Here is a 23,106-nt window from a genome sequence, read left to right on the forward strand (position 1 = left end):
AGCGACCGGACTACGGGAACACAGGAGCCCCGTCCCGAGTCAGCCTCCAGTCCACCGAAGCGAACTCCTTCGGGTCCAGCGTGCCCTTCTCCGTCACCCACTCCGCGATCCGCGTACGGATCTCCGTCGACTCCGACCACACCTCCGTCGCCGACGCCACATGCGGGAACGCACCCCCGCCATTGGCCCGGTAGTTGTTCACCGCGAACACGAACTTCTGAGCGTCGTCCAAAGCAGCACCGTTGTAGGAAAGGTTCTTGATCCGCGAACCCGCCGCCTGCGCGATGTCGATCTCATACGTCAGCCCCGACACATAGTCGTAGTTGTAGTCCGGACGGTTGTTCGCGTTCGTCAGCTTGTCCACCTCCACCGCCGCACCGGCCGCCGTCCGCACGAAATACTCCGCCGAATACTCCAGGTACGCCCGCACCTGCGCACCCGTCATCACCTTCGCGACCAGAGTGTTGTCATACACATACAGACTCGACAGATCCCGGATCGTCACCTCACCGGCCGGAATCTCCGACGTGCGCGAGAACGGCGACGCCTGCGAAATCACCGGCAACGACGCGTACTCCGTACCCGCAAGCGCCGCCTTGACCACGTCCTCCTGCACCCTCGTGATCAGGTCGATGATCGGCGCGTCCTTGTACCGCGCCTCCACCGTCGTCAACGCCTCCGTCGCCGTCCCGACCACCTGGTTCACGTACGCCACGACCACGTCGTGCTCGTCCTTCAGCAACCGGGTGATCCTGGGGTCGTCAGCGACCGCGTTCGAGTTGAGCACCGACGCGCCGACCGACTCGACCGCCCACCGGCCCTTCTCGAAGACCAACTCGAAGTCGAACAGCGACAGCCGCTCCGCATACGCCAACGGCTCCGACAGGACGACCGTCTTCCCGGTCTTCTCGTTCGTCACCTTCAACTCGGGAATCTCCACATGCGCATGACCGACCAGGATCGCGTCGATCCCCGGCACCTGCTGCGCCACCAACGCCGCGGAGTTCTCGATGTACGGCAACTGATCACCGTACGAGGACGTGCCGGACGACCCGCTGTGCGCCGACACGACCACCACGTCGGCGCCCATCGACCGCAGCTTCGGCACCCACTTCGCCGCCTGCTCCTCCAGACCCGGGAACGTCAACTTCCCCTGCACGTAGGCCTTGTCCCAGATCGCGATCCCCGGATTCGTCAGACCCAGCACCGCTACCTTCACCGGCGGCAGCCCCCGCACAGGGAACTTCTTGATGAAGTACGGCGGGAACGCCGGGCGCAACGTCTTCGCATCCAGCGCGTTCGCACCCAGCAGCGGGAAGTCGCACTGCTCCTCGAACTTGCGCAACGTCTCGATGCCGTAGTTGAACTCGTGGTTGCCGAGCGCCACCGCGTCATATCCGATGGCGTTCATGGCCTGTGCCATCGGATGAACCGGACCACCCTTCGCCGTGATCGGGTCCACCTTCGCGTAGTAGTACGTCAGCGGAGTGCCCTGGATCGTGTCACCCGCGTCCAGCAGCAGCGTGTTGCAGCGGCCCTTCTCCTCACGGACCTGGTTCACCAGCGTCGAGATACGGGCCAGGCCCTGCGCGTTGCCCGCCGAGTCCTTGTACTCCGCGTCCTTGAAGTAGTCCCAGTTGAAGACATGACCGTGCAGATCCGTCGTGCCCATCACCGTCAGGGAGTACCGCTTCACGGGTCTGCCGCCCTTCCTCGTCTCCGCAGCCGGTGCCTCAGCGGCCTGCGCCTGCGCGGCCTGTGCCGACGGAGCCACGACCGCGCCCGTCAGCGCGACTCCCGCCCCGGTCACGGCGGACTTCTTCAGGAACTTCCGGCGGTTCAGCGGCAACGGCATGTCTGGTGCTCCTTGGGGGATGGTCAACAACGCGCGTAGATTCTGACCCGTGCATGACGCGCGACAACAGCCCCCGCAGGTTTCGATCTGATGACCAGCGCCGCCCGGAACCGGGCCGCCGGTGACAGAGTGGGACGTATGACCCCACCCACAGAAGAACCCCGCCCCACAGGCACCACCACCCCCTACGGCACTTCAGAAGCACCCCGCATCGCCGTACGCGGCGAAGCCCACCTCGAAGTCGACCCCGAAATGGCCCGCATCGGCATCACCGTCAGCGCCCGCGGCACCGACCGGCGCTCCGCACTCGACGACCTCACCCGCCGCAACGCCACCGCGCTCGACCTGGTCAAGACCTACGGAGAAGCCGTCGAACGCGTCGAAACCGGAGCCTTCTCCATCAGCCCCGAACTGACCAAACACGGCCGCGGCGAACGCATCCGCGCCTACCACGGCCGCGTCCACACCACCGCCGAACTCACCGACTTCACCGCACTCGGCGAACTCACCACACGACTCGCCGACCTCGACCTCACCCACGTCGAAGGCCCCTACTGGGCCCTCCGCCCCGACTCACCCGCCCACCGCCAAGCCCGCCAACAAGCAGTACGCGAAGCCGTCCAACGAGCCCGCGAATACGCCGAAGCCCTCGGCACCACCCTCACCGCACTCCTCGAACTCGCCGACATCGGCGCCGAAAACGCCCACCCCTTCGACATGGCGGCCCAATCTCGCTCGATGCGCACCACCGCCTACGCCGGAGCCGCCGAAGACGCCGCCGCCCCTCTCGACCTCGAGCCCCAACGCCAACACGTCTACGCCCAGGTCAACGCCCGCTTCACGATGGCACCACCAGAGCTGTGACGCCCGAGCCGCAACGAACGGCAGACGTCAACGCGCGTCCGGCATTTCGACTCAATGGAGGGATTCGAGTCAATGGGTGAATTCGAGGCACCCGAAATGCTCATCGGAGCGCCCCGCCGCACAATTCAACACTTGTCAATAGCCCTTCACGTAAAGGTTGTTGAGTAGTCATGCCCGGCCAATTCTCTACCCGCCGGTAAGGTCTAGGCTCGAATCATGCGCCGAGCAAAGATCGTCTGTACCCTGGGCCCCGCAACCGACTCATACGACCAGATCAAAGAACTGGTCGAAGCCGGAATGGACGTAGCCCGCTTCAACCTCAGCCACGGCTCCTACGCCGACCACGAGGAGCGCTACCAGCGCGTACGCAAGGCCTCCGACGAGTCCGGCCGCAGCGTCGGAATCCTCGCCGACCTTCAAGGCCCGAAGATCCGACTCGGCCGCTTCACCGAAGGCCCCGTACTCCTTGAACGCGGAGACGCCTTCACCATCACCGTCGAAAACGGCATCGAAGGCGACCGCCAGACCTGCGGCACGACGTACGACGGGCTGGCGGCCGACGTCACCCCCGGCGAACGCATCCTCGTCGACGACGGCAAGGTCTGCCTCGAAGTCACCGCCGTCGACGGCCCCCGCGTCCACACCACCGTCGTCGAAGGCGGGATGATCTCCGACAACAAGGGCCTCAACCTCCCCGGAGTCGCCGTCTCCGTCCCCGCCCTCTCGGAAAAAGACGAAGCGGACCTCCGCTGGGCCCTGCGCACCGGATTCGACGTCATCGCCCTCTCCTTCGTCCGCACCGGAAACGACATCAATGACGTCCACCGGATCATGGACGAAGAAGGCCGCCGCCTCCCCGTCATCGCCAAAGTCGAAAAACCCCAAGCCGTCGACAACATCGACGACATCGTCGCCGCCTTCGACGGCATCATGGTGGCCCGCGGCGACCTCGGCGTCGAAATGCCTTTGGAACAAGTCCCCATCGTCCAAAAGCGCGCCATCAAACTCGCCAAGCGCAACGCCAAGCCGGTCATCGTCGCCACCCAGATGCTCGACTCGATGATCGACAACTCCCGCCCCACACGCGCCGAAGCGTCGGACGTGGCCAACGCGGTCATCGACGGAACCGACGCCGTCATGCTGTCCGGTGAGACCAGCGTCGGCAAATACCCCATCGAAACCGTCCGCACCATGTCCCGCATCGTCGAGGCGGCCGAAGAGGACATCCTCGCCAAGGGCCTCCCACCTCTGACCGAACGCAACAAGCCCCGCACCCAGGGCGGCGCGGTCGCCAGGGCCGCCGCGGAAATGGGCGACTTCCTCGGCGCGAAGTTCCTCGTCGCCTTCACGCAGAGCGGAGACACGGTCCGCCGCCTGTCGCGCTACCGCTCGCCCATCCCGCTCCTCGCCTTCACCCCCGACCCGGCCACCCGCTCCCAGCTCAACCTGACCTGGGGCGTCGAAACCTTCCTCGGCCCGCAGGTCGGCTCCACGGACGCGATGGTCGACCAGGTCGACGAACAACTCCTCAAGATCGGCCGCTGCGAGAAGGGCGACATCGTCGTCATCACGGCCGGCTCCCCGCCCGGAGTCTCCGGCTCGACGAACCTGGTCCGCGTCCACCACATCGGCGAGGACGACGCCCCCAAGTAGTCGCGTCAGTACTTGGGTCCTACGTGGGTGTCCATGAGGGCGACGGAGGCTTTGCGGGCGACGGAGATGTTGAAGGGATCGCTGCCGCGGGCGAGGGTGGTCCACTCGACGCCGACCTTGTCGAGGGTGTCGGTGAAGAGCTTCCGGATGTCGTCCGACTTGTTGGCGAAGAGGTAGCGCGGATACTCATAGCGCTTCCGTTCGCCGGCCACGAGGCGCGTCGTCCAATTGGTGATGCGGCAGCCGTCGGAGTGGACGAGGCCACGGATGAACTCCCAGGGGTGGGCGTCGACGATTGTCTGTTGCCAGGGTTCGAGGGCGATCCGGCGGTCGTGCTTCCTGCCTGGGCCGTGTTGCGGGAACAAACAGTGCAGGTGTTTGGAGTACACCTTCACGTTGCGGCAGCCGGTCTTACGGACGCGGCACACGGAGTTGTCGGGGAAGACCGCACGCATGGCTTGCTCACAGTCGTCCATGAGGCCGGGCCACGATTCGGTGCAGGTGATCATAAGGTTGGGCACGCGGTGCTCGGAGTAGTGACTGATGTGGCCGTCGCCCAGGTAGAGCCCGAGCAGATAGCTGTAGGCCGACTCGTCGAGCTCTCGTCCGTCGCACCGGGGGCATCTTGGGTCGTGCCTCCCTGGGCACTCGCCGCGCTCTGCGCGGTCCAGGTGCTTCCAGTAGCTGACTGTGCCGGGTGGGATGTTGAATTGCCGCGCCACATCCGCGTTCCTCGTGCCGCCACGTAGCAGTGTGAGTGCCTTCTGTCGCACCTCAGTGCCATGAACGTCCATCCAGCCACTCTGTGTTACCGATCGCGACCGTGCGCAGCAAAAAGCGGATGTTCACGAGAATGGGAACATCCGCTTCGCAGTGCCGGGTATGGGATTCGAACCCACACGTCCTTTCGGACAGAGGTGTTTGAGACCTCCGCGTCAGCCAGTTGCGCCAACCCGGCTTGAGTGCTGTTTGGGAGTGTACCCGGTCACCACTGGTGGCATCAGCTAGGTACGCTCTTGGGAGCAGTACTTGCCTGCCCTGAAACAAGGAGCACCCGTGACCGCCCCCGAGTCGCCCCAGCCCGAAGACGCGCCCGACGACGACAAGTCGCACGTGCCTCCGCTGACGACCCGTGTCGTCATCGCCGAGGACGAGGCGCTGATCCGTCTCGATCTCAAGGAGATGCTCGAAGAAGAGGGGTACACCGTCGTAGGTGAGGCGGGTGACGGTGAGCAGGCCGTCGAGCTGGCCCGGGAGCACCGGCCCGACCTTGTCATCCTGGACGTGAAGATGCCGAAGCTCGATGGCATCTCGGCGGCGGAGAAGATCGCCGAGGAGTCCATCGCGCCCGTGCTGATGCTGACCGCGTTCTCGCAGCGTGACCTTGTCGAGCGTGCGCGTGATGCCGGTGCGATGGCGTATCTGGTGAAGCCGTTCAGTAAGAGTGATGTGGTTCCGGCGATCGAGATGGCGGTGTCCCGTTTCACGGAGTTGAAGGCGCTGGAGAAGGAGATCGTGGATCTCACGCAGCGTCTGGAGACCCGGAAGCTGGTGGACCGGGCGAAGTCCGTCCTGCAGACGGAGTACGGCCTTACGGAGCCAGCCGCTTTCCGGTGGATCCAGAAGACGTCCATGGACCGGCGGATGTCGATGCAGCAGGTCGCCGAGGCGGTCATCCTGGACGCCGAGGAGAAGAAGGCGGCGAAGGGCTAGTACGGGCGGGGTTTACGCGACGTACGGCGACGACTGAGGCCCGCACCCCGAGCAGGGGGTGCGGGCCTCAGCCATGTGGCGAGAGGGGGACTCAGTCCTCGCCGAGGTACGCCTTGCGTACCGACTCGTCGTGCAGGAGGTCCCGGCCGGTGCCGGAGAGCACGATGTTGCCGATCTCCATGACGTGTCCGTGGTCGGCGAGCGAGAGCGCGGCTTGGGCGTTCTGCTCGACGAGCAGGATGGTGGTGCCCTGGGCCTTGAGCTCGACGATGGTCGCCATGATCTTCTGCATCATGATCGGTGAGAGGCCCATGGAGGGCTCGTCGAGCATGAGCAGTTTGGGCTGGGACATCAGGGCGCGGCCCATGGCGAGCATTTGCTGTTCGCCGCCGGAGAGGGTGCCCGCGGCCTGCTTCCTGCGTTCTCCGAGGATGGGGAAGAGGTCGTAGGCGCGCTGGATGTCCTTGTCGATGCCTGCTTTGTCGTCGCGGAGGAACGCGCCGAGTCGCAGGTTGTCCTCGATCGTCATGCGGGGGAAGATGTGCCGCCCCTCGGGGGAGTGGGCGAGCCCGAGGGAGACGATCTGGTGCGCGGGGATCTTCTTCAGCGATTTGCCGTTGAATTTGATCTGGCCGCCTACCGGCTTGAGGAGGCCGGAGAGGGTGCGCAGCGTGGTGGTCTTGCCTGCGCCGTTGGTGCCGATGAGGGTGACGACTTCGCCGGCGTCGACCTTGAAGGAGATGCCTTTGACGGCTTCGATCTTGCCGTAGGCGACTCGGAGGTCTTCGACCTCGAGCAGTGTGGTCATCGGTCGTTCTCCTTGCCGGGCACGGCGTCGGCCTGGGCCGCGGCCTGGGCTTCGGCGGCTTCGACTTCTGCTACTTCTTCGTCGCCGGGGGCGTCTTCGAAGGGTTCGCCGAGGTAGGCGGCGATGACGCGTTCGTCGCCCTGCACGGTTTCGCTGTCGCCTTCGACGAGTTTTTCGCCTTGTACGAGGACTGCGACGCGGTCGCAGAGGTTGAAGATGAAGCGCATGTCGTGCTCGATGACGAGTACGGCGATGCCCTTGTCGCGGATGGCGAAGACGAGTTCTTCGGTGGCGCGTGTTTCCTGGGGGTTCATGCCGGCGGTGGGCTCGTCGAGGAGGAGCAGGCCCGGCTCGCTGGCCAGTGCTCGCGCGATCTCCAGCTTGCGTTGCTCGCCGTACGGGAGGTTGCGGGCGAGGTGCTCGGCTTTGCCGGCGAGGCCGATGAACTCCAGGAGTTCCATGGCGCGTTCGCGGGAGGCGGCTTCGGCCTTGTGGAAGCCGGGGCCGCGCAGGAGGGCGGACCAGAGCCCTTCCTTGGTGCGGGTGTGGCGGCCGACGAGTACGTTTTCCAGGACCGTCATGTTGGAGAAGAGACGGATGTTCTGGAAGGTGCGGGCGATGCCGGCCGCGGTGACCTTGAAGGACTTGGGCGGCAGGATGTTGCCTTTGTAGCGGACCTCTCCCTCGGTGGGGATGTAGAGGCCGGTGAGGCAGTTGAAGAAGGTTGTCTTGCCGGCGCCGTTGGGGCCGATCAGGCCGACGATTTCACCGCTGTTGACGGTGAGGTTGACGTTGCGGACGGCGGTGAGGCCGCCGAAGCGCATGGTGACGCCGCGTGCGTCGAGCACGGTTTCGCCGGGCGCGGGGGCGCCGGGGGTGGCGCCCTTGGTGGTGGTGTCGGTTGTCATGGTGGTCAGGCCCCTGCCTTGCTGAGGACTGTGGGTGCTTCCGCCTCTTCGTGGAATTCGAGCTGGCGGCGCCGGTTCGGGATGAGGCCTTCCGGACGGAAGCGCATCAGCAGGACGAGCGCGAGGCCGAAGGCGAAGAGTTGGTAGTCGCCGAGGAACTGGAGTTTGGCGGGGATCAGGTACAGCAGGGCGGCGCCGACCAGGGGACCGCTGATGGTGCCCATGCCGCCGAGTACGACCGCCGCCAGCAGGAACGCCGAGTTGGGCGGGACCACGTGGGCGAACTGGTACTGCTCGGGCGTCACCGTGTAGGTGACGTGTGCCTGGACGGTGCCGGCGAGGCCGGCGAGTGCGGCGCCGAGGGCGAAGGCGATGAGCTTGACGCGGAAGCCGTTGATGCCCATGGCGAGGGCGGCTGTTTCGTCTTCGCGGATGGCGATCCAGGCGCGGCCGATGCGGGAGTCGCTGCTGCGGCGGAAGACGACCACGACGACCAGCGTGATGAGGAGCATCAGCAGGAAGTAGTTGGCGAATCGCGCGATGGTGAATCCGGCGATGGTGTGCTCTTGGCCGAAGTCGAAGCCCAGGATGTTGAGGTTGGGGATCGAGGAGATGCCGTTGGAGCCGTTGGTGATGTCGGGGCCGGAGGTGCCGTCGGCGTTGAGGACGGCGAGTCGGAAGATCTCACCGAAGCCGAGGGTGACGATGGCGAGGTAGTCGCCGCGCAGTCGGAGGGTGGGGGCGCCGATGAGGACGCCGAAGATCATGGCCACGACAGCGCCGAGGAGGGCGGAGGCCCAGAACGGCAGGTGGATGTCGAAGGGGGAGGAGGGGGAGCCGGAGACCATGGCTCCGGTGTAGGCGCCGACGCCGAGGAAGGCGACGTATCCGAGGTCGAGGAGACCGGCGAGGCCGACGACGATGTTCAGGCCGAGGGCGACGGTGGCGAAGATCAGGATGTAGACGCCGATCGTCGCGTACTGGTCGTCGGACTGGGTGAAGGGGAACGCGGCGGCTGCGATGAACGCGCCGACCATCGTCACGTTGCGGTGTTTGGCGGTGAGTGCGGACACCCGGCCGACGAGTCCGGCCTTGGCGGCGGCGGCGAAGCTGAAGCCGGCGGTGATGAGGAAGCCGACGAAGAGTTCGTCGTATTCGGTGCCGATGCCGTAGGTGAATACGGTCAGGCCGAGGGCCAGTGCCGCGACGATGACGAGGATTTCGGCGTACGCGGGCAGCTTGCGCGCCGGGGTCGAGGTGCCGGAGGCGAAGGCTGCCTTGATGAAGACGCCGGTGTTGCGGGCGTTGTGGCGGAACTGTTCCCAGCCGGTGTCGTCGGGGTCGGCGGGGTCGGGGGCCGGCCGGTCGAAGGGCAGGGCGAGTGCGCCGATGAGGGCGGTGAGGGTGGCGATGGCCACGACCCAGCCGCCGGGCTCGAGGTTGACGAGGCCGCCGAGTTTGGTGCTGATCGCGATGACGGTGTACCAGGCGGTGGCCCAGGCGGCGAGTGCGGACAGCTTGATGGCGCTGTCGGCGCCTGCGGGGGCGAGCCAGCGCAGGCCTTTGACGCCGTAGGAGGCGAGGCCGAAGAGTCCGGTGAGGGCGCCGCCGATGAGGACGAGGACCTGCAGGCCGCCCGGGTAGCCGTAGACGGTGAGGTCGCCGGGGAATTCGGCGGTCCAGGTCCAGGCGAGGAAGGTGGAGATGACGGTGAGGACACCGCCGCCGGTGGCGAGGGCGCGGCCGATGTGCGGGGGGATCCCGACGAGGCTGGCCTGGCTTCCGGCGGGCATCTTGCCGGGGGTCTGGGGTGCTGTGGTCTGTGTGGTCATCGGTGTCACGCCCTGTCCGCGACGCGTTCGCCCAGCAGGCCCTGTGGCCTGAAGAGCAGTACGAGGATGAGGAGTACGAAGGCCCAGACGTTGGCCCAGGACTGGCCGCCGAGCTGCTCCATGCCGGGGACGTCGGAGATGTAGGCGGTGGCCATGGTCTCGGCGATGCCGAGGACGAGGCCGCCGATCATGGCTCCGTAGATGTTGCCGATGCCGCCGAGGACGGCTGCGGTGAAGGCTTTGAGGCCGAGGATGAAGCCCATGCGGAACTGGACTTGGCCGTACTTGAGGCCGTAGGCGACGGCTCCGACGGCGGCGAACACGGCGCCGAGGGCGAAGGCGACCACGATGATGCGGTCGGTGTTGATGCCCATGAGTTTGGCGGTGTCGGGGTCCTGCGCGGTGGCTTGCATGCCGCGTCCGGTGCGGGTCTTCATGACGAAGTAGGCGAGGATCGCCATGCTGATGGGGGCGGCGATCAGCAGGAAGACATCACCGGTCTGGATGGTGACGCTGCCGATTTCGAAGGGGCCGCCGTCGATCTCCGGGAAGTTGATCGATTCCTTGGCGCCGGGGTACCAGGCCCATACGGCCTGCTGGAGGGCGAGGGAGAGGCCGATGGCGGTGATGAGGGGGGCGAGTCGTGGTGCGGTGCGCAGGGGCCGGTAGGCGAATCGTTCCGCTCCTACGGCGACTACGACGGCGGCGATGACGGCTCCGAGGAGCATCAGTGGTAGTGCGACCCACATGGTGGTGCCGTCGGGCAGGACGTACAGATAGATCGTGAGGGCGCCGAACCCTCCGATCATGAAGATCTCGCCATGGGCGAAGTTGATGAGCTGGACGATGCCATAGACCATCGTGTAGCCGATGGCGACCAGCCCGTACATGGATCCCAGGAGCAGGCCGTTGACCAGCTGCTGCGGCAGTTCGTTCACCGCATGTCCTCCGAGACTTCGGATGTTCGACGAATGTGACCGGATGTGAGTCCGCGCGGGGCGCCAGTGGTGCGGCGCCCCGCGCGGCTCATGGAGTGGTGCGGGTGGGGATCAGCCTGTGTACGTGCCGGACTTCACCGGCTTCCAGGCACCGCCCTCGACCGAGTAGACGGTGAGCTGCTTGTTGGTCGCGTCACCGTATTCGTCGAAGGCCACCTTGCCGGTCACACCGTCGAAGGACACGTTCTGCATGGCCTCGGTGACCTTCGCGCGAGCGTCGTCCGGGAGCTTGCCGTCGTTGTCCTCGACGACCTTCTTCACGGCTTCGATGATCGCCCACGCCGAGTCGTAGGAGTAGCCGCCGTACGCCTCGTAGGCCTCCTTGTATCCGGCGGCCTTGTAGTTGGCGATGAACTCCTTGGCGGAGGGGAGGTCTTCGACCGGCGCGCCGACGGAGGTGGCGAGGTCGCCCGTGCCGCTCTTGCCGGCGAGCTTGATGAAGTCGGCGCTGTAGATGCCGTCACCGCCGACCAGCGGGATCTTCGCGCCCGCGGCCTTGATCTGCTTGCTCAGCGGACCGGCCTGCGGGTACTCGCCGCCGTAGTAGACGACGTCCGCGCCGGAGCTCTTCACCTTGGTGGCGATCGCGGAGAAGTCCTTGGTCTCCGGGTCGATGTGCTCGGTGCCGGCGATCTTGCCGCCGAGCTTCTTGAACTCGTCGGTGAAGGTGCCTGCCAGACCGGCGCCGTAGGTCTTCTTGTCGTCGATGACGAAGACCTTCTTCTTCTTGGCGTCGTTGTACAGGTACTGCGCGGCGAACGGGCCCTGGATGGCGTCCGTGGTCGCGGTGCGGAAGTACGACTTGTACGGGCGGACCTTCTTGCCGGACTGCCAGTCGGGGCCCTGGGTGAGGGTCGGGCCGGTGTTGGCGGGGGAGACCTCGACGAGCTTGGCGTCGTCGAAGACCTTCTGCATGGACTCGGCGACCGAGGAGTTCAGGGGGCCGACGGTGCCGAGGACGTCCTTGTTGGCGACGAGCTTGGTGGCGTTCTGCTGGCCGGAGGAGGGCTGCGCCTGGTCGTCGAGGGCGTCGATCTTGAACTTGATGCCGTCGACGTAGTTGTCCTTGTTGGCCTGCTTGGTGGCGAGGTCAACGGAGTTCTTGATGCCGAGGCCCAGCGCGGACAGGTCGCCGGTCAGCGGGGCGTCGACGCCTATCACCACGGTGGTGCCACCGCCACCGGAGTCCGAGCCGCCGTCCTCGTCGCGCGAGCCGCAGGCGGTGAGTGTGAGTGCTCCCGCCGCCAGCGCGGCGGTGATGGCGATGAGTGAACGTTGACGCACGATCAGTCCTTTCGAGGCGCGGCCCTTCCCCGTGGAACAGGCCGAGTCGAGCGCTGGGACGAAGTGTTTTCGAATCCGTAGCGCGGTGACTGGGCGTGACTCTAAGCGTGTGTGGGGAACCTGGAGGAGGGTCTGGCCCATGCTGTGACGCTCTTGTTATGACACGAGGTAATGCAGAGCGGTACTCGGTGGGCGGAAGGATGGAATTCCATCCGATTCGTCCCGTCCGCATCGTGAGATTGTGCTGGGCTCGCCAGGCTATTTCAGTCACGTCTTTACGTTTTGGTCATGACGTGGAGCCGTTGTCGCAGGCGTCTTGAATGGCCTTCGAGAGGTCGCGTGCATAGCGGTCGCCCAGGATGAAGCTGTGTACTTGTATTGCGCGTGTATTACGCAGAGTTACGTCCAGGAAAGGAAGTCTGGCGTTCGTCGGCACGTGCGAACAGTCCGTCACATGCAGGGTGATGAGGATCTTGTGGGGAAAGCCGGTCCTGGTGCGGAAGGGGAGGCGCGGATCCGACGTCAGCGAGAGGCTCGCGTAGGGCTGGGTGATCCGCGTCACGGTGACCGTGGGCCCGGAGTGCGTGGTCAGCTCCACGGCGATGCTGAAGCTCTTGGGTGCGGCGTCCTGGGGGGTGGGCTGTCTGCCGAGATAGGCGACGTCGACCACGTTGGAGGGGTACGGCGGAGGGGTGGGGGGCGGGTCCTGGGGCCGGGACGTGTAGAGGTAGCCGCCGCCGGCGAGGAGGGCGGCCGCCGACACGGACGCGAGGACGGCCCGGCGGTGGCGGGCATACAGCTGTGCGAGGCGCCCGCGCGGTGGTTCCGGCGCGAGGGGGTCGCCCGGCTCCAGGGTGTCCCACGCGCGTGTGCCCTCGCCCGGTTCGACGGGCCCGACGCCGCTCACTGCCACGGACCACCACTCGGACCGCCCTCGCGGTACCGGTCCTCGCAGCCTTCGCGTGCCTTGCGGTCGATCAGCCGATCCGCCGCTTGCGAGCCTCCGCGTCCCTTCTCGGCCCGGGCGGCGTCGACGACGTCCATCAGGATCTCGTACTGCCCGTTGGACAGACCCATCGACTGGTAGTCGCCGTAGGTGTCGTCGTCGAGTACCTGTCGCGACCAGTGCGCGACGATCCGCGTGCACAGGTCCTCGGGGGGTGTGGCCCGCGGTGACGGCGAGACGGAGCCGGTCCCTGCGGCGTCCTGCGTACCCGCCGCTGCGTCCTTCGAGTCGGACTGACCGCATCCGGCGGTCAAGGCGCCGGTCAGGAGCACCAGTCCGAGCCTCGACCCGAAGGCGGCCCCCGGCCAAGGGGCCTTTCCCGTTGTCATGCCTTGACGCTAAGGCGCCGGGTGCCCGGGGGCAACGGCCCTGTGGACAACGGCGGTTTCCGCCACGGCGGTTGGACGGACCTGGCTCGCGGGTGCGGGTGCGGGTGCGGGTGCGGGTCAGGTCGCGGCGCGCACCCGCTCCTCGTCGCTCGGGTTCACGTCGCGCAGCAGGCACGTCAGGCGCGCGCTGCACAGGCGCTTGCCCTTCTCGTCGCTGATCACGATCTCGTATGTCGCGGTGGACCGGCCGCGGTGGAGGGGGGTGGCGACACCGGTGACGAGGCCGGAGCGTGCTCCCCGGTGGTGCGTGCAGTTGAGGTCCACGCCTACCGCGATCTTGGAGCTGCCGGCGTGCAGCATGGAGCCGATCGAGCCGAGGGTTTCGGCGAGGACCGCGGAGGCGCCGCCGTGGAGGAGTCCGTAGGGCTGGGTGTTGCCCTCGACCGGCATGGTGCCCACGACGCGGTCCGCGGAGGCCTCGAGGATCTGGACGCCCATGCGCGTGCCGAGGTGCCCGGCGGAGAACATGGCGATGATGTCGACGCCGAGCGCCGCATACTCGTCGATGACCTCTTGCGGGAACTTCACGTGGTGCTGCTCGCCCATCGGGTCAAGCTCCTTCGTCGTCGATCGTGCTCACTAAGCGAACGCTCAGTTGGTAGTGGATTGTTCCAGACGGACGACGACGGACTTGCTGGCGGGTGTGTTGCTGGTGTCTGCGGTGGCATCCAGGGGGACCAGGACGTTGGTCTCCGGGTAGTAGGCGGCCGCGCAGCCGCGAGCCGTGGGGTAGTGCACGACCCGGAAGCCGGGGGCGCGGCGCTCCACGCCGTCCTTCCACTCGCTGACGAGGTCGGTGTACGAGCCGTCGGCGAGGCCCAGCTCGCGGGCGTCCTCGGGGTTGACGAGCACGACCCGGCGGCCGTTCTTGATGCCTCGGTAGCGGTCGTCCAGGCCGTAGATCGTGGTGTTGTACTGGTCGTGGGAGCGCAGGGTCTGCAGCAGCAGGCGGCCCTCGGGGAGCTTCGGATACTCGACGGGTGCGGCCGTGAAATTGGCTTTGCCGGTGGCCGTGGGGAAGCGGCGCTCGTCGCGCGGGGCGTGGGGCAGGGTGAAGCCTCCGGGCTCGGCCACGCGCGCGTTGAAGTTCTCGAAGCCCGGGACGACGCGAGCGATGCGGTCACGGACCGTCGCGTAGTCCTTCTCGAACTCCTCCCAGGGAGTGGGGGACCGATGTCCGAGGACGCGGCGTGCGAGGCGGCAGACGATGGCCGGCTCCGACAGCAGGTGCGGGCTCGCGGGCTCCAGGCGCCCGCGTGAGGCGTGCACCATGCCCATGGAGTCCTCGACGGTCACGAACTGCTCGCCGCTGCCCTGGAGGTCACGCTCGGTGCGGCCGAGGGTGGGCAGGATCAGGGCCCGCGCGCCCGTCACGGCGTGTGAGCGGTTGAGTTTCGTGGAGACGTGCACCGTGAGGCGGGCGCGGCGCATGGCCGCCTCGGTGACCTCGGTGTCGGGGGAGGCCGACACGAAGTTCCCGCCCATCGCGAAGAAGACCTTCGCCTTGCCGTCACGCATCGCGCCGATGGCCCGTACGACGTCGTAGCCGTGCTCGCGCGGCGGCGCGAAGCCGAACTCTTTCTCCAGGGCGTCCAGGAAGGCCGGCGCGGGCCGCTCGAAGATGCCCATGGTGCGGTCGCCCTGCACGTTCGAGTGGCCGCGCACCGGGCACACACCCGCGCCCGGGCGGCCGATGTTGCCGCGCAGCAGAAGGAAGTTGACGACCTCGCGGATGGTCGGCACGGAGTGCTTGTGCTGGGTCAGGCCCATGGCCCAGCACACGATGGTGCGCTGGGACGCGAGGACCATGCGCAGGGCCTCTTCGACCTTCGCCCGCTCCAGGCCGGTCGCGGTCAGCGTCTCGTCCCAGTCGGCGGCGCGGGCGGCGGCCGCGAACGCCTCGTATCCGTGGGTGTGCTCGCGGACGAAGTCCTCGTCGACCGCGCCGGCCGTCTCGAGGATGAGCTTGTTCAGGAGGCGGAAGAGGGCCTGGTCGCCGCCGATGCGGATCTGCAGGAACAGATCCGTGAGCGCGGCACCCCTGAACATGCCCTGGGGTGTCTGCGGGTTCTTGAAGCGCTCCATGCCCGCTTCGGGGAGCGGGTTCACGGTGATGATCCTCGCGCCGTTCGCCTTCGCCTTCTCCAGGGCGGAGAGCATGCGCGGGTGGTTCGTGCCCGGGTTCTGCCCGGCGACGATGATCAGATCCGCCTTGTAGAGGTCGTCGAGGAGGACGCTGCCCTTGCCGATGCCGAGGGTCTCGTTGAGCGCGGATCCCGACGACTCGTGGCACATGTTGGAGCAGTCCGGCAGGTTGTTCGTACCGAACTCGCGGGCGAACAGCTGATACAGGAACGCCGCTTCGTTGCTGGTGCGGCCCGAGGTGTAGAAGAGGGCCTCGTCGGGGGAGTCGAGGGCGGTGAGCTCCTCGGCGACGATGTCGAAGGCCCGCTCCCAGGGCACCGGCTCGTAGTGGTCGGCGCCCTCCGATAGATACATGGGCTGAGTGAGGCGGCCCTGCTGGCCCAGCCAGTAGCCGCTGCGGGTCGCGAGGTCCGCCACCGAGTGCGCGGCGAAGAAGTCCGGGGTGACCCGGCGCAGCGTCGCCTCCTCGGCGACCGCCTTCGCACCGTTCTCACAGAATTCCGCGGTGTGCCGGTGCTCCGGCTCGGGCCAGGCGCAGCCAGGGCAGTCGAAGCCGTCCTTCTGATTGACCCGGAGCAGGGTGAGCGCCGTGCGCCGCACACCCATCTGCTGCTGGGCGACGCGCAGGGTGTGCCCGATGGCGGGCAGCCCGGCCGCCGCGTGCTTGGGCCCGGCGACCTGCGGCGCGTCCTGAACCGGATCACCCTGGGGCGGCTTGCCGGCCATCTCGGCCCTCCTCTTCGAGCACATGTGTGAGGTACTCCTTTGATCCTGCCACGTGACGGTGACAACGACCTGGCCCGGGCCGCGGCGGGCAACGGGCGGGGCTCGTTGTCAGTGGGGCGTGGCAGGATCGGGGGCGTGGCAGAAACAGCATCGAAGAAGACCGAGAAGACCTCCGGCGGCGGGCGCCCGCGGCTGATGCTCATGGACGGGCACTCGCTGGCGTACCGAGCGTTCTTCGCGCTGCCCGCGGAGAATTTCACGACGGCGACGGGACAGCCGACGAACGCGATCTACGGCTTCGCGTCGATGCTGGCCAACACCCTGCGCGACGAGGAGCCCACGCACTTCGCGGTGGCGTTCGACGTGTCCCGCAAGACCTGGCGCTCCGAGGAGTTCACGGAGTACAAGGCGAACCGTTCCAAGACACCGGACGAGTTCAAGGGCCAGGTCGAGCTGATCGGCGAGCTGCTGGACGCGATGCGCGCCGAGCGGTTCGCCGTCGACGGCTTCGAGGCGGACGACGTCATCGCCACGCTCGCCACGCAGGCCGAGGCCGAGGGCTTCGAGGTGCTGATCGTCACCGGGGACCGCGACTCCTTCCAGCTGGTCTCCGAGCACACGACCGTGCTGTATCCGACGAAGGGTGTCTCCGAGCTGACGCGGTTCACACCGGAGAAGGTCTTCGAGAAGTACGGGCTGACGCCCGCGCAGTACCCGGACTTCGCGGCCCTGCGTGGCGACCCGTCCGACAACCTGCCGGGCATTCCGGGCGTCGGAGAGAAGACCGCCGCGAAGTGGATCAACCAGTTCGGGTCGTTCGCGGAGCTCGTGGAGCGCGCCGAGGAGATCAAGGGCAAGGCGGGGCAGAACTTCCGCGACCACCTGGAGTCGGTCAAGCTCAACCGCCGGCTGACCGAGCTGGAGCGGAACGTGGAGCTGCCCAGGACGGTCACCGACCTGGAGCGCGCCGCGTACGACCGCAAGGCCGTCGCGGTGGTCCTGGACACCCTGGAGATCCGTAACCCCTCGCTGCGTGAGCGGCTGCTGGCCGTCGACCCGGGGGCCGACGAGGCCGAGCCCCGGCAGGTGGTCGCCGAGGGCGTGGCACTCGAGGGTGCGGTGCTCGGCGCGGGCGAGCTGAAGCCGTGGCTCGCCGAAAACGGCACGGAGGCCCTCGGTGTCGCCACGGTCGACACCTGGGCGCTGGGTACGGGTCACGTCGCCGAGGTCGCGCTCGCCGCGGCCGCCGGACCCGCCGCGTGGTTCGACCCGTCGCAGCTGGACGAGGGCGACGAGAACGCGTTCGCGCAGTGGCTCGCCGATCCGGAGAAGCCCAAGGTGCTGCACAACGTCAAGGGCGCCATGCGGGTCTTCGCCGAGCACGGCTGGAGCATCACCGGTGTCTCCATGGACACCGCGCTCGCCGCCTATCTCGTCAAGCCCGGACGCCGCTCCTTCGACCTGGAGGCGCTGTCACTGGAGTATCTCGGCCGGGAGCTGGCGCCTGCCGCGGCGGCCGACGGGCAGCTCGCCTTCGGCGCCGACGAGACGGCCGAGGCCGAGGCGCTGATGGTGCAGGCCCGGGCGGTCCTCGACCTGGGCGAGGCTTTCGGCGGCCGGCTGCAGGAGGTCGGCGCGGCCGATCTGCTGGGCGACATGGAGCTGCCGACGTCGGCGCTGCTCGCCCGCATGGAGCGACACGGTATCGCCGCGGACCGGGCCCATCTCGAAGCCATGGAGCAGATGTTCGCGGGCGCCGTGCAGCAGGCCGTGAAGGAGGCGCACGCGGCGGCCGGGCACGAGTTCAATCTGGGCTCGCCCAAGCAGCTGCAGGAAGTCCTCTTCGGTGAACTGGGCCTGCCCAAGACGAAGAAGACGAAGACGGGCTACACGACGGACGCGGACGCCCTGGCATGGCTGGCCACCCAGACCGACAACGAACTGCCGGTCATAATGCTCCGCCACCGTGAGCAGGCGAAGCTGCGGGTCACCGTCGAAGGCCTGATCAAGACGATCGCCGCGGACGGCCGTATCCACACCACCTTCAACCAGACGGTGGCCGCCACGGGCCGTCTGTCGTCCACGGACCCGAACCTCCAGAACATCCCGGTCCGTACGGACGAGGGCCGCGCGATCCGCCGGGGCTTCGTGGTCGGCGAGGGCTTCGAGTCCCTCATGACCGCGGACTACAGCCAGATCGAGCTGCGGGTGATGGCCCACCTCTCCGAGGACGCGGGCCTGATCGAGGCGTTCACCTCGGGCGAGGACCTGCACACGACGGCGGCCTCGCAGGTGTTCGCGGTCGAGCCCGCCGCGGTGGACGCGGAGATGCGGCGCAAGATCAAGGCGATGTCGTACGGCCTGGCGTACGGATTGTCGGCCTTCGGCCTCTCCCAGCAGCTGAACATCGACGCGGGCGAGGCACGTGCCCTGATGGACGCGTACTTCGAGCGGTTCGGCGGCGTCCGGGACTATCTGCGTCGGGCCGTCGACGAGGCGCGGGCGACGGGCTACACGGCGACCCTCTTCGGGCGTCGCCGCTACCTCCCGGACCTCAACAGCGACAACCGTCAGCGCCGCGAGGCGGCTGAGCGCATGGCCCTCAACGCGCCCATCCAGGGCACGGCCGCCGACATCGTCAAGATCGCCATGCTGAACGTCGACCGGGCGCTGACCGAGGCGAACCTCAAGTCCCGCATGCTCCTTCAGGTCCACGACGAAATCGTCCTCGAAATCGCCCCGGGTGAGCGGGAGTTGGCCGAGGAACTCGTCCGTCGCGAAATGGCGGACGCGGTGCGCCTGAGGGCACCCCTCGACGTGTCCGTGGGCTCCGGCCACGACTGGGAGTCGGCGGCGCACTAGCCTCCGGCGGACCGGGGATGGGGCGCCCCTTTTTGAAAGGGGTGCCCCCAGGGCGCCGGAGAAGGGCCCCTGCCTGATGCGGGCCCGTGTCCGAGGACCCCGGACCCCTGTCACCCGCGTGGCCCCCGAGCGGGAGCCGCGGGGGCGGTGCGCCCGTCAGGATGCGGGCATGGGTCCTCACATACGGCACTGCCGCACGGCACTCGTCGCAGCGCTCGCGTCGGTACTGCTCACGCCGATACCCGCCCTGGCGAACGGCGCCGGCAGCCCCCGAACCCCGACCGGAGACGCCATTCGCCGCATTCCGGCGGACAGCGCGGGCCATCGCACGCTCACGGACCCCCTCGGTCATGGCCCCCTCGCGGCCGCCCCCTGCCGCTCCGCCCGCGACCCCGAGCGCGCCGCCCGCCTGTCCCGGGACATCCGGGCGGTGGTGTCGTCCAGGCACGGCACCGTCTCCGTGGCGGTGGCCGATGCCGCCGGACTGACCTGCGCGTACGCGAGTTGGCTGCGCTACGACTCGGCGAGCGTCGCCAAGGTGATGATCATGGAGGGCGTGCTGCGCCGGGCGGATGAACTGCGGCGCCGACTCACAAGCTGGGAGGCGGCCAACATACGGCCCATGATCGTCAGCTCGGACAACACCGCCGCCGGGCGCCTCTGGGCCGGCCTGGGGCGCAGCTACCTGAACCGTTTCCTCACCCGCGTCCGCACCCGCGCCACCGTCCTCGGCCCCGGCCGTTACTGGGGCCTGACCCGCACCACGGCCGCCGACCAGATGCGACTGCTGGGCGTCCTGACGAACCCCAGCTCATTCCTGCGCTCCCGCGCGTACGGCCTGAAACTGCTCAGCGAGGTCCGCCGCGACCAGCGTTGGGGCGTTCCCGCGGGCATGCCGAGCGGTATGACGGCGCACGTCAAGAACGGCTGGCTGCCCAGAGCGACGCACGGCTGGCGCGTGCACAGCGTCGGCGCGTTCACGGGCCAGGGCCGCAACACGTACCGCATCGTCGTCCTGTCCCACGGCAACCCGACCATGGCGTACGGCGTCCACACGATCGAACGCATAGCCCAGGCTGTGCATCGCGGGCTGGATCAGGGCCGCGACGGCGGCCCGACGGACAACGCCCTCACCCCGGAGAGCGAGATCAGCGAGGAGTCGGACGGCTCCGCTCCGTACGATCCGCTGCCGGGCTGGGACGAGCCGGAGCCGGACGCCACACCCTGACACCGACGCCGTACGCGAGCAGACCGACGGCCAGTCCGGCCCCCGCGCCGAAGCACACGGTGGGAATCAGCTCCCAGGGCTGGGCACTCGACCCCCAGTATTCCCACCACCGCACCGCCCGCTGCACCGCGGCCACCGCCGCACAGCCGCCGATCACCAGCCAGGCGAGCCACCGGTCCCGTACGGACAGCACCGGCAGCCCCACGGGTTCCGCTGCGGGCAGTCGCCGCAGAGCGACGCCAAGAAAGACCGCGATCACCAACGCGGCCACCGCCGAACCCCCGTACTGCAGATACCAGTACAGCGGCGAGCCCGCGATCTCCTGCCCCAGCACGGGGAACAACCGCATCCCCCACCGGTCGAGATGCGTGAACGCGTCCCACACGACATGCGTCAGCGCGCCGAGCGCCGCGGACACGTACCACCACAGCGCGAGCGACGGGCGGAAGGGGGCACGTGGCGCACCGCACCGGACCAGGGATCCCGTACGGCCCTGCCGGCCCGGCGGCAGCAACGCGACCAACGGCTCGCGCAGCAGCAGCCATGCGCCCACGAGTGCCCAGGTGATGAGGACGTCGATGGTGAACACTCCGGCGAAGGAGTGCGTGACGTCGCCGAACTCCATCGCCGCGGGCAGCGCGCCGGCCGCGTAATAGGTCAGATCGGGCGCGAACGAGCCGGCCACGAGTACCGCGGGGACCAGCGGGCCACGGCCGGTTCCATCAGCGCGTACGGCGGGCAGGACAGCCGCGGCATGGCTGAGAGTGAACGGCAACTGGGCTCCCCGCGAACGAAATTGACCGAGACTGACGGTCCCCCTGGGTGACCGAGCCTGGGCGATCCCTTGATCGGTGACGCCCAGTATGCGGGACGGGCGGCGTATGGTCCCGGACACCCGGGTAGGCGAAAACGGATCCGGCCAACCGGTGAAAAACGGGCACGAACAGCTGTCTGCGCGACAGAAGTTGTCGTAGGGTCACCTGGGTCGCCGTGCTGGGCAGTACGGCCGGGACCAACAAGGTAGTGCGCTGAGCGCGGCGCTCGTCGACGGGAGGGGTTCACGCAATGGCGGCGCAATTCGGCCGAAGGCTGGCCAAAGGAGCGGCAACCACTGCTGTGGCGGCGGCCGCGGTCGCGGCCCTCTCCGCCTCCCAGGCACCGGGCGTGACCGACACCTCGCAGGGCCGGCAGAACACCGGCTCGCAGCCCTCACCCGACGTCGGCGACGACACCAGCGCGACCGGCAACTCGCCGTACTACACGGACCTCCCGCCGCTCAACAGCCCTGCCCCGACGCCCGGCACGGGGACCCCCACCGGCACGGGCGACGTCGAAGCGGGTATACCGGCGACCGTTCTCGACGCCTACAAGAAGGCCGAGGCCGCGCTGCGCGAGGACAAGCCCGGCTGCAACCTGCCCTGGGAACTCCTCGCCGCCATAGGCAAGGTCGAGTCCGGCCAGGCCCGCGGTGGCCGAGTCGACGCCGACGGCACCACGCTCACCCCGATCCTCGGCCCCGTCCTCAACGGCAACGGCTTCCAGAAGATCACCGACACCGACGGCGGTTCGTACGACGGGGACACCGCCCATGACCGTGCCGTCGGGCCCATGCAGTTCATCCCTTCCACCTGGGCGTGGTCCGGCCGCGACGGCAACGGCGACGGCGAGAAGGACCCGAACAACATCTACGACGCGGCCCTCGCCGCCGGCCACTACCTGTGCCGGGCGGACCGCGACCTGTCCGTCGAGAAGGACCTGAACCGCGCGATCCTCAGCTACAACCACTCCACGGACTACCTGAACCTGGTCCTGACGTGGCTCGAGTACTACCGCAAGGGCACCCACGAGGTGCCGGACGGTACGGGCTCGCTGCCCTCCGGCCGCAGCGACGACTACAGCGGCGCGAGCCCCACCCCCACCCCGCCGTCGCGGACCCCCGGCACGTCGAAGCCGAGTACCCCGCCGTCAGGCGGCGGCTCCACGAGCCCGAGTTCGCCGGCCTCGCCGAGTTCGCCGCCCCCGTCCACCACACCGCCCCCGAGCTCTCCGCCCCCCACCGGCACCGACACGGTGGACCACCTGGAGAACGCGGGCACCGGCAAGCTCACCGCGACCGCGGGCGACGCCTTCACCGAGAGGATCGCCACGCGCGCCGAGACAAAGGCCGGAAAGGCCGTGCCGAAGGTCAGGGTCCGCTTCACGATCGTCGGCGACACGGACGCCGCCTTCAGCGGAGGCGAGAGTGTCGCCACGGTCCTCACCAACAGCTCAGGCGTGGCCACCGCGCCCGCGCTCAGGGCCGGCGAGAAGACCGGTGACTTCGCGGTCCGCGCCACCGTCGTCGGCCGCAGCGTGTCCGGCCTCGACTACGCGGCGACGGTGACCGCCCGCCAGGCCGACACCCTCGTGCGTACCAGCGGCACCGCGCTGACCTGCGTCGCGGGCGGCGAGTTCGCGAACCAGGTCGAGGTGAAGGCCACGTACAAGGGCGCCGTCGCCGACGGTGTCGCGGCCACCGCCACGCTCATCAAGTCGGCGGCCGACGCCACCGAGAACGACAAGGGCCCCTACTTCAAGGACGCGGACGGCAAGACCATCCGCACCCTCAAGGGCCTCAAGACGGACGCGAACGGGCGGCTGTTGCTTCCGAAGCTGTACGCGGACGACACGCCCGGCACGTTCCTGCTGCGCATCAACACCACCGGCGGCGCGACGCTGACGGTCGAGTTGACGGTGGAGGCGGCCGCCTCGTCGAGCCCGAGCACCTCGCCGAGCCCCAGCGCCTAGTAAACCCTGAGTCACTGGCGCCCCCTCCGCCGAGCCGGCGGAGGGGGC

At 68.1% G+C, this 23,106-nt stretch carries 18 protein-coding genes and 1 tRNA gene; 6 read left to right on the forward strand and 13 right to left on the reverse strand.

From position 1 onward, the window contains the following. Window positions 1-10: 10 nt before the first annotated feature. Window positions 11-1,849 (reverse strand): bifunctional metallophosphatase/5'-nucleotidase, encoded by a 1,839-nt coding sequence (locus tag FGD71_RS29835; RefSeq protein WP_119103669.1) that lies wholly within the window; start codon window positions 1,847-1,849, stop codon window positions 11-13. A 144-nt stretch (window positions 1,850-1,993) separates the two neighbouring features. On the opposite strand from FGD71_RS29835, the gene FGD71_RS29840 reads away from it, so the two are divergent. After that, window positions 1,994-2,719, forward strand: coding sequence for an SIMPL domain-containing protein (locus tag FGD71_RS29840; RefSeq protein WP_119103654.1), 726 nt, complete (start codon window positions 1,994-1,996; stop codon window positions 2,717-2,719). A gap of 216 nt (window positions 2,720-2,935) precedes the next feature. After that, window positions 2,936-4,372: a pyruvate kinase gene (gene pyk / locus FGD71_RS29845; protein ID WP_119103655.1), complete on the forward strand. Its 1,437-nt coding sequence runs from the start codon at window positions 2,936-2,938 to the stop codon at window positions 4,370-4,372. A gap of 5 nt (window positions 4,373-4,377) precedes the next feature. Here pyk and FGD71_RS29850 read toward each other — a convergent pair whose 3' ends face one another. Both FGD71_RS29850 and FGD71_RS29855 read right to left on the reverse strand, forming a co-directional pair. Further along, a complete protein-coding gene (locus FGD71_RS29850; protein ID WP_119103656.1) occupies window positions 4,378-5,166 on the reverse strand; it encodes a helix-turn-helix domain-containing protein in 789 nt (262 codons plus the stop codon). Between the two features lie 80 nt (window positions 5,167-5,246). Continuing rightward, window positions 5,247-5,330: transfer RNA gene (locus FGD71_RS29855), tRNA-Leu, on the reverse strand. Window positions 5,331-5,428: 98 nt separating this feature from the next. Between FGD71_RS29855 and FGD71_RS29860 the strand changes: the two genes are divergently transcribed. Beyond that, window positions 5,429-6,085 (forward strand): ANTAR domain-containing response regulator, encoded by a 657-nt coding sequence (locus FGD71_RS29860; RefSeq protein WP_119103657.1) that lies wholly within the window; start codon window positions 5,429-5,431, stop codon window positions 6,083-6,085. A gap of 91 nt (window positions 6,086-6,176) precedes the next feature. Here the strand turns inward: FGD71_RS29860 and FGD71_RS29865 are convergent, their stop codons facing one another. From FGD71_RS29865 to FGD71_RS29905, 9 genes are all read right to left on the reverse strand, one after another. After that, window positions 6,177-6,893, reverse strand: coding sequence for an ABC transporter ATP-binding protein (locus FGD71_RS29865; RefSeq protein ID WP_119103658.1), 717 nt, complete (start codon window positions 6,891-6,893; stop codon window positions 6,177-6,179). Then, window positions 6,890-7,801, reverse strand: coding sequence for an ABC transporter ATP-binding protein (locus FGD71_RS29870; protein WP_119103659.1), 912 nt, complete (start codon window positions 7,799-7,801; stop codon window positions 6,890-6,892). The genes FGD71_RS29865 and FGD71_RS29870 overlap by 4 nt, the downstream gene beginning before the upstream one ends. A gap of 5 nt (window positions 7,802-7,806) precedes the next feature. Next, window positions 7,807-9,633, reverse strand: coding sequence for a branched-chain amino acid ABC transporter permease (locus tag FGD71_RS29875; RefSeq protein ID WP_119103670.1), 1,827 nt, complete (start codon window positions 9,631-9,633; stop codon window positions 7,807-7,809). A gap of 5 nt (window positions 9,634-9,638) precedes the next feature. After that, window positions 9,639-10,571 carry a branched-chain amino acid ABC transporter permease gene (locus tag FGD71_RS29880; protein ID WP_119103660.1) on the reverse strand — a complete coding sequence of 311 codons (933 nt, stop codon included), beginning with the start codon at window positions 10,569-10,571 and terminating at the stop codon, window positions 9,639-9,641. A gap of 111 nt (window positions 10,572-10,682) precedes the next feature. Continuing rightward, window positions 10,683-11,915, reverse strand: coding sequence for a branched-chain amino acid ABC transporter substrate-binding protein (locus tag FGD71_RS29885; protein WP_162931253.1), 1,233 nt, complete (start codon window positions 11,913-11,915; stop codon window positions 10,683-10,685). Between the two features lie 286 nt (window positions 11,916-12,201). Continuing rightward, a complete protein-coding gene (locus tag FGD71_RS29890) occupies window positions 12,202-12,822 on the reverse strand; it encodes a Tat pathway signal sequence domain protein (RefSeq protein WP_119103671.1) in 621 nt (206 codons plus the stop codon). Next, window positions 12,819-13,250 (reverse strand): hypothetical protein, encoded by a 432-nt coding sequence (locus FGD71_RS29895; RefSeq protein ID WP_119103662.1) that lies wholly within the window; start codon window positions 13,248-13,250, stop codon window positions 12,819-12,821. The genes FGD71_RS29890 and FGD71_RS29895 overlap by 4 nt, the downstream gene beginning before the upstream one ends. A gap of 117 nt (window positions 13,251-13,367) precedes the next feature. After that, the gene (locus FGD71_RS29900; protein ID WP_119103663.1) at window positions 13,368-13,856 is read right to left on the reverse strand and encodes a hotdog fold thioesterase; all 489 of its coding nucleotides are present in this window, start codon (window positions 13,854-13,856) and stop codon (window positions 13,368-13,370) included. A 45-nt stretch (window positions 13,857-13,901) separates the two neighbouring features. Next, window positions 13,902-16,181 (reverse strand): FdhF/YdeP family oxidoreductase, encoded by a 2,280-nt coding sequence (locus FGD71_RS29905; protein ID WP_119103664.1) that lies wholly within the window; start codon window positions 16,179-16,181, stop codon window positions 13,902-13,904. Between the two features lie 135 nt (window positions 16,182-16,316). On the opposite strand from FGD71_RS29905, the gene polA reads away from it, so the two are divergent. Both polA and FGD71_RS29915 read left to right on the forward strand, forming a co-directional pair. Continuing rightward, window positions 16,317-19,043, forward strand: a complete 2,727-nt coding sequence (gene polA / locus FGD71_RS29910; protein ID WP_119103665.1) for a DNA polymerase I — start codon at window positions 16,317-16,319, stop codon at window positions 19,041-19,043. 169 nt (window positions 19,044-19,212) lie between these two features. Next, the gene (locus FGD71_RS29915; protein ID WP_162931254.1) at window positions 19,213-20,271 is read left to right on the forward strand and encodes a serine hydrolase; all 1,059 of its coding nucleotides are present in this window, start codon (window positions 19,213-19,215) and stop codon (window positions 20,269-20,271) included. Here the strand turns inward: FGD71_RS29915 and FGD71_RS29920 are convergent. Continuing rightward, window positions 20,192-21,046, reverse strand: coding sequence for a DUF4184 family protein (locus FGD71_RS29920; RefSeq protein WP_119103667.1), 855 nt, complete (start codon window positions 21,044-21,046; stop codon window positions 20,192-20,194). The two genes, FGD71_RS29915 and FGD71_RS29920, sit on opposite strands and share 80 nt — an antisense overlap. Before the next feature lie 290 nt (window positions 21,047-21,336). Here FGD71_RS29920 and FGD71_RS29925 point away from each other — a divergent pair, with 290 nt between their 5' ends. After that, on the forward strand, window positions 21,337-23,058 hold the full coding sequence (locus FGD71_RS29925; protein ID WP_119103668.1) for a lytic transglycosylase domain-containing protein: 1,722 nt from the start codon (window positions 21,337-21,339) through the stop codon (window positions 23,056-23,058). Window positions 23,059-23,106: the final 48 nt, after the last annotated feature.

Origin of the sequence: Streptomyces sporangiiformans, assembly GCF_005768555.2 — a bacterium.
Lineage (GTDB): Bacteria > Actinomycetota > Actinomycetes > Streptomycetales > Streptomycetaceae > Streptomyces > Streptomyces sporangiiformans.